The organism is Pinisolibacter sp., assembly GCF_036782435.1.
Taxonomy (GTDB): Bacteria; Pseudomonadota; Alphaproteobacteria; order Rhizobiales; family Ancalomicrobiaceae; genus CALBKH01.
Genome location: NZ_DAIPZB010000082.1, coordinates 1 through 11,313 on the forward strand (window position 1 = coordinate 1; position 11,313 = coordinate 11,313).

Genomic DNA, 11,313 nt, shown 5'->3' on the forward strand with positions numbered 1-11,313 from the left:
AATCACGTCAGTAGACGGTCGTCGAGGGCTATCCGCGCACAGGTCTCATGAGCCGTCACGCGGGCGGAACGACCGGGCGGCACGTCCGCACCACCGCCACGGTGGCGACGCCGGCGAAGAGCAACGGCCAGTCCTGCGGCACGTCGAGCAGGGCTGCGGCAGAGCCGCCGATCAGCGACCACAGCGTCGGAATCGCCAGGAGCAGAGCCGGAGGACGTTCGCCGGCGAGCATCATCAGGCCGAGGGTGAACAGCGTGAGCGGACATGGGGTGATGCCGAAGACCGGCGTCGCGGGATAGACGTGGCCGGCCGCGTGGCCGAGAACGGGGTAGATCACCGCGGCATAGGCGACGAGCGCCACCCCGAAGACGGTCGCACGGTCACGTCGGTAGGCGAAGCGCGGGCCGCCGCGACCGAACGCGATCGGGAGGAAGAGGGCCGCCTCCGAGACGAAGAGCACGGCGAAACCGAGTGCGACCGGGTTGATCGCGGCGAAGTAGCGCCCGTGATAGACCGCGCCGGTCCATGCCCACAGGGCGGCGAGGATCGCGGCGACGGTACGATCGGTGCCGGGCCGGGGGCCGAAAGCGAGGATCGCGACGACGATCGCTCCGGCTCCGTAGGCGACCAACGGCGCCGGCCAGACAGCCGTGTGGTAGGCGGCGAAGACGGAGAGGAACTGTTCAGGGGTGAAGGGGAGCATGGGCGCCATCATGGTCCCGTTCTCCGAGGGTGCCTCGAGCTGGATCAGACGGACCGCGCCGTTCCTCGCAGCCCACGCGCATCCCTCCCTCACGCGAACGGGACTGGCGCCGGGCGGCGGAATCCTGTTGAAAGACCGCATCCGACCCCGCGTGACCGGCCCGAAAGCCACACGCGGGTGTCGTCGCGTTTTCGCCACTCCGAGGTCGCCCCCGTGAAGAAGCTCTCCGGTCTCTTCCGCACTCGCACCCATGTGACGCTCGCCAGCGTGCCGGACGGCGCCGAGGGGCTCGTCGTCGGCGATCTGGCGCGCGACGCCGGGGCGCGTGACGGCCGCCCGTCGCTGCTGGTGATCTGCCGCGACGGCGTGCGCATGCAGCGGCTGGAGGCGGCGCTCGCCTTCTTCGCCCCCGACGTCCACGTGCTGTCGCTGCCGTCCTGGGACTGCCGGCCCTACGACCGCGTCTCGCCCAACGCCGTGGTCGTCGCCCGCCGCATGACGACGCTCTCGCACCTCGCCACGCCGCGCGAGCGCAAGAAGCCGGTGGTGGTGCTGACCACCGTCAACGCCGCCGCCCAGCGCCTGCCGACCCGCGAGGTCGTCGCCGGCGAGACCTTCTCGGCGGTGGCGGGCGGCCGCGCCGACATGGCCGATCTCGTCAAGTGGCTGGAGAACAACGGCTTCGAGCGCACCGCCACGGTCCGCGACACCGGTGAATACGCGGTGCGCGGCGGTATCCTCGATCTCTTCGCGCCGGGCACCGAAGCGCCGGTCCGCCTCGATTTCTTCGGCGACGAACTGGAACAGATCCGCCGCTTCGATCCCGAGACCCAGCGCACCACCGGCCAGCTGAAGCGCCTCGAATGGGTGCCGATGTCGGAGGTGACGCTGACGCCCGAGGCGGTCTCGCGCTTCCGCCGTACCTACGTCACCACCTTCGGCGCCACCACCCGCGACGACGCTCTCTATGCGGCGATCTCCGACGGGCGACGCTACGCTGGCCTCGAACATTGGCTGCCGCTGTTCCACGAGAGCCTCGAGACGCTGTTCGACTATGTCGGCGACGCCCGCATCGTCCTCGACCATCACGTCGACGAGGCCTTCGCCGAGCGCCTCTCCGATGTCGCCGACCACTACGAGGCCCGCCGCGAGGCGATGGACGAAGCGGCGAGCGGCACCGTGCCCTACAAGCCGCTGGAGCCGAAGGCGCTGTTCCTCACCGAGGGCGAGTGGAAGAGCCGCCTCGCCGACGCCCGGACGGTGCGCCTCACCCCCTTCGCGCTGCCCGACGACCGGCTCGACGTCGTCGACCTCGGTGGCCGCCAGGGCCGCAGCTTCGCCGCCGAGCGCGCCTCGAACGAGGCCAACGTCTTCGACGCGGCGGTCGGCCACATCGCCGAGCTGCGCGCCGGGCCGCGCCGGGTCGTCGTCGCCGCCTGGTCGGACGGCGCGCTCGATCGCCTGAAGCAGGTGCTGACCGACCACGGCCTCGGCCGGGTGAAGCCGCTCGCCACCTACCCGGAAGCGGGGCTGATGGAGAAGGGCGAGGTCGGCCTCGCCGTGCTCGGGCTCGAGAGCGGCTTCGAGATCGAGGATCTGGCGGTCGTCGCCGAGCAGGACATCCTCGGCGACCGCCTGATCCGGGCGAAGCGCAAGCACTCCAAGGGCTCGGACTTCATCAAGGAGGTCGCCGGCCTCGCCGAGGGCGATCTCGTCGTCCACGTCGATCACGGCATCGGCCGCTTCTCGGGTCTGAAGACCATCACCGCCGCGGGCGCGCCGCACGACTGCCTCGAGCTGATCTACCAGGGCGGCGACAAGCTCTACCTGCCGGTCGAGAACATCGAGCTTCTGTCGCGCTACGGCTCGTCCGACGAGGGCGACGCCATCCTCGACAAGCTCGGCGGCGTCGCTTGGGGCATGCGCAAGGCGCGGATGAAGAAGCGCATCCGCGAGATCGCCGATCAGCTGATCAGGACCGCGGCCGCGCGCCTCCTCAAGACTGCGCCGAAATACGTCGCGCCGGAGGGGCTCTACGACGAGTTCCGCGCCCGCTTCCCCTACGAGGAGACGGACGATCAGCTCGCCTCGATCGACGCGGTGTTCGACGACCTCGCCGTCGGCCGGCCGATGGATCGCCTCGTCTGCGGCGACGTCGGCTTCGGCAAGACCGAGGTGGCGCTCAGAGCCGCCTTCGCGGTGGCGGCGTCGGGCCGCCAAGTGGCGGTCGTCGTGCCGACGACGCTGCTCGCCCGCCAGCATTTCCGCACCTTCGCCGAGCGCTTCAAGGGCTTACCCGTTCGCGTCGCCCAGGCCTCGCGGCTGGTCTCGGCCAAGGACCTCGCGGCGGTGAAGAAGGAGCTCGCCGAGGGCACCCTCGACGTGGTGGTCGGCACCCATGCGCTGCTCGCCAAGGGCATCGACTTCAAGGACCTCGGCCTCCTGATCATCGACGAGGAGCAGCACTTCGGCGTCAAGCACAAGGAGCGGCTGAAGGAGTTGAAGTCGGACGTCCACGTTCTGACGCTGTCCGCCACGCCGATCCCGCGCACGCTTCAGCTGGCGCTGACCGGGGTGCGCGAACTGTCGATCATCGCGACGCCGCCGGTCGACCGCATGGCGGTCCGCACCTTCATTTCGCCCTTCGATGCGCTGGTGGTGCGCGACGCGCTCTTACGCGAGCACTATCGCGGCGGCCAGAGCTTCTACGTCGTGCCGCGGGTCGCCGATCTCGCCGAGCGCAAGGAGTTCCTGGAGCGGGTGGTGCCGGAAGTGAAGGTCGCCGTCGCCCACGGCCAGATGGCGGCGGGTGAGCTCGAGGACGTCATGAACGCCTTCTACGAGGGCAAGTACGACGTGCTGCTCTCGACCACCATCGTCGAGAGCGGCCTCGACATCCCCACCGCCAACACACTGATCGTCCACCGTGCCGACATGTTCGGCCTCGCCCAGCTCTATCAGCTGCGCGGCCGCGTCGGCCGGTCGAAGATACGCGCCTATGCGCTCTTCACCGTGCCGGCGCAGAAGAAGCTGACGATGCAGGCGGAACGCCGGCTCAAGGTGTTGCAGTCGCTCGACAATCTCGGCGCCGGTTTCCAACTGGCGAGCCACGATCTCGACATCCGCGGCGCCGGCAACCTGATCGGCGAGGAGCAGTCCGGCCACATCAAGGAGGTCGGCTACGAACTCTACCAGCACATGCTGGAGGAGGCGGTGGCGGCCCTGAAGTCGGGCGACGAGGCGATGCCGGAGGAGCAGTGGTCGCCGTCGATCACGGTCGGCACGCCGGTGCTGATCCCGGATCACTACGTCGCCGATCTCGGCCTGCGCCTCGGCCTCTACAAGCGGCTGTCGGATCTGACGACGACCGAGGAGATCGACGGCTTCGGCGCCGAGCTGATCGATCGCTTCGGGCCGTTGCCGGAGGAGGTCGAGCACCTCCTCAAGATCGTCTACATCAAGTCGCTGTGCCGCCGCGCCAACGTCGAGAAGATCGAGGCGGGCCCGAAGGGCGTGGTCATCGCCTTCCGCCATTCGTCCTTCGCCAACCCGGCCGGTCTGGTGAAATGGATCGGCGAACAGGGCTCGATGGCCAAGATCCGCCCGGATCAGAAGATCGTCCTCATCCGCGACTGGCCCGATCCGCTCGACCGCCTCAAAGGCTCGGCTGTGGTCCTCACTCAGCTTGTCCGCATCGCCGAGAAGAAGGACGACGGCCCGGTGACGCTCTCGGCCGGGATGATCGAGCAGCCCGAGACCAAGAAGCTCCGCCTCGAGCCCACCCCGCCGCCACCCCCGCCGCCACAGAAGAAGCTCGGCCGCTATCCGAGCCTGTCGAGCCTCGGTCGCGACAAGAAGCCGCCGGGAGGTGGGTGGAGGAGGTGATGGTTACGGGATGTTCTGATATTGATTGGTGAATTCCTCCAAGTGTCGCCACATTGGATCCCAGTTAACAGGGACTATCTTTCTATCTATAAAAATCTCTTCAAGTGAGGGGTCGAACTCGATGCAGGCCTTTCGAAGATGCGAGAATTGAATTAAAGTACTGAATGTTTCAAGAATAAATTGATTGTCGTCATTTATCTTATTTATATTGGTGTAATAATTTTTGTTGTTAATGAAAGTAAGTATTTGTTCGTTTGAGGAGTTGGCAAACATACAAATTTCATCTATTTTAAATCTGTCAGATATTCGAAGGGAATTTTTCGCATAGTCTGTTCTAGAAATTGTTTTTTGAAGTTGCCGATCTAGATCTACGCTACATGACATAATTTTGGTAATTAGTCGTGAAATGAACAAATTCCACTTATCGACCTCAATGCTGGTGGGTTCATGCTCAATTTCACGCCATATGAGATTGATAATCCTGAGGTAATCTTCAAATGAGGAAATTACGAAATTCTTTGCGTCTCTATATTCTGCTTCAGAAAGTGATCTCTGTGCGGAGATTTGTCGCTGAACCGCTAGCCATGCAACACCAGCTGCAATAAGTGTCATGGCTGCGCCGACTAGCCCTTGGTAATCATAAAGCCAAGACCTTTCATGGGTGCTAGGGGCAAACCACCCGCCAAAGAGGAAGCCAAGCGAAAATACTGGGATTAGCAGGAGGAGCGTGAGAAACAGCCATGCGATTACATCTGCGACGTGATCAAATCGATCGGCCGGCGGTTTGCTCATTCTTATAATGCTCACAACAAGTGATCTCCGAAATTTCGTCAATTACCTGAATTCGCGAAGTTAGATTGTTCGCGATTTCGCAAGAAGGTAAACCACTATTTTCGCAACCCCACGTCACCGAAACGTGACCACGCACCGGCTCCTCGTGTGATGCGCTTCGCCGCGACTTCCGGCTCTATATCTGCGAGCCGTTCGCAAGTGACGGCGCGACCGGAGGAGCCACCATGAACCAGATCCCGCGCATGCGCGCCAGCGACTTCCCCGCCGAACTCCTGGAGATCTTCGACGGTTACGTCCACGGCCGGGTGACCAAGCGCGACTTTCTCGATCGGGCGGCGAAGTTCACCGTCGCCGGCCTCACCGGCGCGGCGTTGGTCGAGGCTCTTTCGCCGAACTACGCGCTCGCCCAGCAGGTCAAGGCGGACGACCCGCGCATCGTCGCCTCGACCGCCTCCTACGCGTCGCCGAACGGGCAGGGCATGGTCTCCGGCCTGCTGGTGAAGCCGGCGGGTGCCAAGGGCAAGCTGCCCGGCGTCCTCGTCGTCCACGAGAACCGTGGCCTCAATCCCTACATCGCCGACGTGGCGCGGCGGGTGGCGGTGGCGGGCTATGTCGCCTTCGCGCCCGACGGTCTGTCGCCGCAGGGCGGCTATCCCGGCACCGACGACAAGGGCCGCGAGATGCAGTCGAAGATCGAGCCGGCCAAGCTGATGGAGGATTTCTTCGCCGCCTACACCTTCCTCGCCGGTCACGAGGCGGTTTCGGCCAAGGTCGGCTGCGTCGGTTTCTGCTACGGCGGCGGCGTGTGCAACGCGCTGGCGGTCGCTTTCCCCAAGCTCGCGGCCAGCGTGCCGTTCTATGGCCGTCAGCCGAAGGCCGAGGACGTCGCCAAGATCGAGGCGCCGCTGCTTCTCCACTACGCCGAGCAGGATCAGGGCATCAACGCCGGCTGGCCGGCCTACGAGGCGGCGCTGAAGGCGGCGGGCAAGCGCTATGAGGCCCACATCTATCCGGGCGTCAACCACGGTTTCCACAACGACACCACGCCGCGCTACGACGAAGCGGCGGCGAAACTCGCCTGGGACAGGACGCTGGCGTTCTTCAAGACGCATCTCGGCTGAAACGCGCCGCCCGTCCGGCCGCCATCTCGTGCCGAACTCACGAGGTTCCGACCTGTTCGGAACATCGTGAGTGAAGGCGCGCCCGAACGGGCGTCGGCCGGTCGGGCCGTATCGCTCATGAAAGTCGGCAGAGGCCGAGTTTCATGAGCCGAGTATCAGGCGGTGCGGGGGCGGCGAGCGAAGGCGGGCAGGCCGGCGAAGGCGACGATGTTGCCGAGCAGCGCGAGGGCGAGGCCGACCACCGTCCGCAGGTCCCAGATGTAGCCTTCGAAGGCGGCCGAGAGCGCGAGGGCGACGATCGGGAACATCACCGTGGCGTAGGCCGCCTTGGCCGAGCCGACGCGCGCCACCAACATCAGATAGGTGGTGAAGCCGACGATCGAGCCGAGGATGGCGAGATGCGCCAGCGCCGCGACGTAGACGGCGTTCGGCGGCATCACCAGCGGCGTGCCGGTGCCGGCGAGGAGGGCGAAGAGCGCGACGCTGGCGTAGGACATGCCCCAGGCGTTGGCGGTGAGCGGCGGGATGCCGGCGTTCGAATTGCGTCGCGACACCATGTTGCCGAGCGAGAAGGAGAGCGTGCCGAGCGCCGCCAGGGCGAGGCCGAGCGGAGCTTCGGCGCCGAGGCCGCCGTCGCGGATCGCCGGGGCGAAGAGCACGACGAGGCCGCCGACCCCGAGCACCGCAGCGAGAAGGGTGCGTCGGGCGATCGGCTCGCCGAAGATCAGCCGGGCGTTGACCGCGTTGAACAGGGTGGCGAGCGAGAACACCACCGAGACGAGGCCGCTCGGGATGAACCGGGTGGCGTTGTAGAAGCAGACGAAGTTGGTCGAGAACAGGAACAGCCCCTGCAGAGCGACGAAGAGGTGGTCGCGCCGGCGGATCGGCGTCAGGCGGCCGGCCATCGCGAGGACCGGCAGCAGCAGCACGGCGGCGAGCGCGAAGCGATAGAAGATCGACGTCAGGACCGGCACCGGCCCGAGTTGGAGGGCGATGGCGAGCCAGGTCGTGCCCCAGATGACGACGGTGGCGGCGAAGAGCGAGACGTCGAGCATGATGCGATCCCATCGGCCGCCCGGAGATCGGGCGGCTTGCCGGGGGAAGATGCGTCCGACGGGCGCGGGCGGCTTGCACGATCTTGCGGTGAAGCGCCCGGCGGGCGGGAGACCCGCCGGGCCACCGATTGCCGTGACCCGCGGCGGCTGCCAAGATCCGCGGAGTTCCAGCCGCGACCCCGTCCGATGCCGTCCACGCTCTCCGTCTTCGATCAGCTCTCGCGCTCGCGCGCCCACCTCCATGCCCGGCTCGATCTCGGGCGCGGGTGCGGCGTGGCGATCTGGTCGAACGATCGTGATCGGGTGCGCTACGAGAACACCCGCCTCCACACTCTCAGCTGCTACCTGCTCGGCGGCGAGGAGAGCCGCCGGCTCGATCGCGGCGCCATCCGCGGGTGGCCGGGCGCGCTCTGCCTGATTCCGCAGGGGTCGGGCTCCGACTGGGGGATCGGCGGCGCCTCTCGCTTCGTCCACCTCTATCTCGCCGACGATCGGCTGCGCCATTTCATGTCGGAGACGCTCGACCGCGAGCCGAACGGTCTGGATCTGCCGGATCGCACCTTCTTCCGCGCACCCGAGATGGCGGCGGCGATGGCGCGGCTCGCCGGCACATGTGACGAGGGCGATGCCATCGGCGCGGCGGAGATCGTCGAAGAACTCTGCGCCGGCCTCGTCACCGACCCGGATCTCGGCGGGCGGGGGCATCGCCCGCTGCGGGGTGGCTTGGCGCCGCACGTGTCCCGGCGCGTGCTCGAGGCGATGCGCGCCGATCTGCGCCGCACCCCGAGCCTCGACGCGCTGGCGGCGATTGCCGGGCTCAGCCCCTTTCACTTCCAGCGCATGTTCCGCGTCAGCCACGGCGCGAGCCCTGCGGGCCATCTCGAGGCGCTGCGGGTGGAGGCGGCGAAGCGGGCGATGCGCGCCGGTGTCGGGCTCGCCGAGACGGCCGATGCCTGCGGCTGGTCGAGCCAGAGCCACTTCACCCGCGCCTTTCGCATCGCCACCGGCACGACTCCGGGCCGATGGCGACGCGCCGTCCTCGACGGCTGAGCGGGGATATCTCGGACCGCGGAGGGAGAATGGCGGTGCGCGTCGCCTCCGTCCGCGCGGCCGGACGATCCGTTGCCGGGCGGGTCGAGGTCTCGCCGCGGCGGGACGCCGGCGTCAGCGGCCGCCGTTCTTCGCCTTCGGCTCCGGCGGCTCGCAGTCGACGGCCACCACCTTGCGTCCGTCGAAGGAGAGGGCGAGGCGGCCGTGCTTCAGCTTCAACGCCTCGGCGCCGAAGAGTTCGCGACGCCAGCCTTTCAGAGCCGGGACGTCCGCCTGATCGTCGGTGGCGATCGCCTCGAGCTCGTCGACGGTCGCCACCACCTTGGAGGCGACGCCGTGCTTCTCGCAGACGAGCTTGAGGAGCACCTTCATCAGGTCGACCGATGCGCCGGCACCGTCCGGCATCGGCCGGCCGCGTGGGATCGTCGGCAATTCGGCGCGCGGGATCGCCATCGCTCGCTGCACACAGGCGAGGATCTCCTCGCCGGCGCGCGACCGCTCGAAGCCCTTCGACAAGGAGCGCAGATTGCCCAGCGCGCTCGCGTCCTTCGGCTGGTCGGCGGCGATCTCGAAGATCGCATCGTCCTTGAGGATGCGCGAACGGGGCACGTCGCGGGCCCGCGCCTCGCGCTCGCGCCATGCCGCGATCTCTTTGAGAATGGCCAGTTCGATCGGTTTCTTCACGCGGAGCTTGAGCCGCGTCCAGGCGTTCACCGGATCGAGATCGTAGGTCTCGTGGGAGGTCAGGACCTCCATCTCCTCCGCCACCCAGTCGGCGCGCCCCTGCTCGGCGAGGCGCTTCTCGAGGTGGTGGTAGACGTCGCGCAGATGGGTGACGTCGGAGAGGGCGTAGTCGTACTGCTTCTGGGTCAACGGACGGCGGGTCCAGTCGGTGAAGCGCGACGACTTGTCGATGTGGTGGCCGGAGATGCGCTGCACCAGCTGATCGTAGGACACCGAATCGCCGAAGCCGCAGACCATCGCCGCGACCTGGGTGTCGAAGATCGGGTGGGGCACGAAGCCGCCGAGATTGAAGACGATCTCGATGTCCTGGCGTCCCGAATGGAACACCTTCATCACCCGCTCGTTCTTCATCAGTGCGAGGAACGGCGCCATGTCGAGCCCGTCGGCCAGCGCGTCGACGACGACGGCGGTGTCCGGGCCGGCCATCTGCACGACGCAGAGCTTGGGCCAGAAGGTGGTTTCGCGCAGGAACTCGGTGTCGACCGCGACATAGTCGTGGGCGGCGAGAGCGTCACAGGCGGCGGCGAGATCGGCGGTCGTGGTGATGAGATGCATGGGCCCGCTCTATAACGCGGATCGGCCGAAATGTCGCGTCTCGCCGGCGGGAAAGTGAGGGCCCGCGAGCGATCGCGTCGGGCGACACGCGATTTTTGCAGATGCTTTTCAATCGCATCTGGACCGACTAGGTTCACCCGTGGACGGACCTGAACCAACAGACGGTGGTCGGGTGCGATCGTGCCCCGACGCCGGCCCGACACGGAGACGACGAGATGAAAGGCGACCCCAAGGTCATCGAATATTTCAATCGCGGCCTGCGCAGCGAACTCACCGCCATCAACCAGTACTGGCTCCACTACCGGGTTCTGGACAATTGGGGTCTGAAGGCGATGGCGAAGAAGTGGCGCAAGGAATCGATCGAGGAGATGGAGCACGCCGACGCCTTCACGGCGCGGATCCTGTTCCTCGAGGGCTTCCCCAACATGCAGCATCTCGATCCGCTGAGGATCGGGGAGACGGTGAAGGAGGTCCTCGAGGCGGACCTTGCGGCCGAACTCGGCGCCCGGGCGCTCTATCAGGAGGCCGCCGCCTATTGCGAAGAGGTCAAGGATTACGTCTCGCGCGACATGTTCGTGAAGGTGATGACCGACGAGGAGGAGCACATCGACTTCCTCGAGACCGAACTCGATCTGATCGGCCGCATCGGCCTCGAGCTCTACACCCAGACGAAGATCGGCGAGAGCGCCGCCTGATCGGCGGGCGGTTCGATGCGGTGATCGGCGTTCCCGCCTCGGGGATGCCGGCACCGCCGCACCTCGTCGTCGCGGTCATTCGGCCGCGACGACGTGCAGTCCGCAGTCCACCACCGGCCCGCACCCCTCGTCGCCGATGTCGTCGAGGGCCGCCGGACAGGCCGTGGCGTCACCCGCCGTGCTCTCGCGGATCAGTCGACGCAGGGTCGGCGCGCAGCGACCGCACTGCGGGCGGCAGCCGAGATGGCCGAAGAGGCACGAGACCCGAGCCACCGCGGTGTCGGGATCGTCGATCGTCCGTCGTACGACGTGGTCGCTGATGACATTGCACGAACAGACGATCACCGATCCCCTCCCGTCGCTCGCCGTTCCCGATCGTGCCGGCTCTCGGCCGCTTCTCTCGCTCGGCGGCCACTCCGCCGGTCGCCCCGATCGGATGCGGGCCGCCTCGGTTGTCGCTGGATTATGCGATATTGCAAATCATTCGCAAGATATGATTTCTGCATGACCGGTTGGGCGGGCATCGAGGTGATACCGAGTTCACGAAATTCGGACTCGTCCGAATTTCGTGGATTGCGGCCTGACCGGCCGACGCCCGTTCGGGCTCGCCTTCGCGGATGAAGTTCCGAACAGGTCGGAACTTCATCCGCTCGGTATGACGAGACCTGTGCGCGGTTGGACCATCATGTTGATTTGATGCGTTTAATGTGCCT

The 11,313-nt window shown here is 66.5% G+C and carries 9 protein-coding genes; 4 read left to right on the forward strand and 5 right to left on the reverse strand.

Annotated features, from left to right (window positions below):
• Positions 1-55: 55 nt before the first annotated feature.
• Entirely contained in the window at positions 56-715 is a 660-nt protein-coding gene (locus tag V7Q42_RS20630; protein WP_333826151.1) for a DUF6064 family protein, read from the reverse strand.
• Positions 716-880: 165 nt separating this feature from the next.
• Between V7Q42_RS20630 and mfd the strand changes: the two genes are divergently transcribed.
• Complete coding sequence (gene mfd / locus V7Q42_RS20635; protein ID WP_442958245.1) at positions 881-4,588, forward strand: transcription-repair coupling factor; 3,708 nt, start codon at positions 881-883, stop codon at positions 4,586-4,588.
• A gap of 3 nt (positions 4,589-4,591) precedes the next feature.
• Here the strand turns inward: mfd and V7Q42_RS20640 are convergent, their stop codons facing one another.
• Positions 4,592-5,380 (reverse strand): hypothetical protein, encoded by a 789-nt coding sequence (locus V7Q42_RS20640; RefSeq protein ID WP_333826153.1) that lies wholly within the window; start codon positions 5,378-5,380, stop codon positions 4,592-4,594.
• A 233-nt stretch (positions 5,381-5,613) separates the two neighbouring features.
• Here V7Q42_RS20640 and yghX point away from each other — a divergent pair, with 233 nt between their 5' ends.
• On the forward strand, positions 5,614-6,501 hold the full coding sequence (yghX, locus tag V7Q42_RS20645; protein WP_333826159.1) for a YghX family hydrolase: 888 nt from the start codon (positions 5,614-5,616) through the stop codon (positions 6,499-6,501).
• A 155-nt stretch (positions 6,502-6,656) separates the two neighbouring features.
• Here yghX and V7Q42_RS20650 read toward each other — a convergent pair whose 3' ends face one another.
• Positions 6,657-7,556: a DMT family transporter gene (locus V7Q42_RS20650; RefSeq protein ID WP_333826154.1), complete on the reverse strand. Its 900-nt coding sequence runs from the start codon at positions 7,554-7,556 to the stop codon at positions 6,657-6,659.
• Between the two features lie 186 nt (positions 7,557-7,742).
• Here V7Q42_RS20650 and V7Q42_RS20655 point away from each other — a divergent pair, with 186 nt between their 5' ends.
• Positions 7,743-8,606, forward strand: a complete 864-nt coding sequence (locus V7Q42_RS20655) for an AraC family transcriptional regulator (protein WP_333826155.1) — start codon at positions 7,743-7,745, stop codon at positions 8,604-8,606.
• 114 nt (positions 8,607-8,720) lie between these two features.
• Here the strand turns inward: V7Q42_RS20655 and rnd are convergent, their stop codons facing one another.
• Positions 8,721-9,905 (reverse strand): ribonuclease D, encoded by a 1,185-nt coding sequence (gene rnd / locus V7Q42_RS20660; RefSeq protein WP_333826156.1) that lies wholly within the window; start codon positions 9,903-9,905, stop codon positions 8,721-8,723.
• Positions 9,906-10,120: 215 nt separating this feature from the next.
• Between rnd and bfr the strand changes: the two genes are divergently transcribed.
• Complete coding sequence (gene bfr, locus V7Q42_RS20665) at positions 10,121-10,600, forward strand: bacterioferritin (RefSeq protein WP_333826157.1); 480 nt, start codon at positions 10,121-10,123, stop codon at positions 10,598-10,600.
• Positions 10,601-10,675: 75 nt separating this feature from the next.
• Here the strand turns inward: bfr and V7Q42_RS20670 are convergent, their stop codons facing one another.
• A complete protein-coding gene (locus V7Q42_RS20670; RefSeq protein WP_333826158.1) occupies positions 10,676-10,945 on the reverse strand; it encodes a (2Fe-2S)-binding protein in 270 nt (89 codons plus the stop codon).
• Between the last annotated feature and the right edge of the window lie 368 nt (positions 10,946-11,313).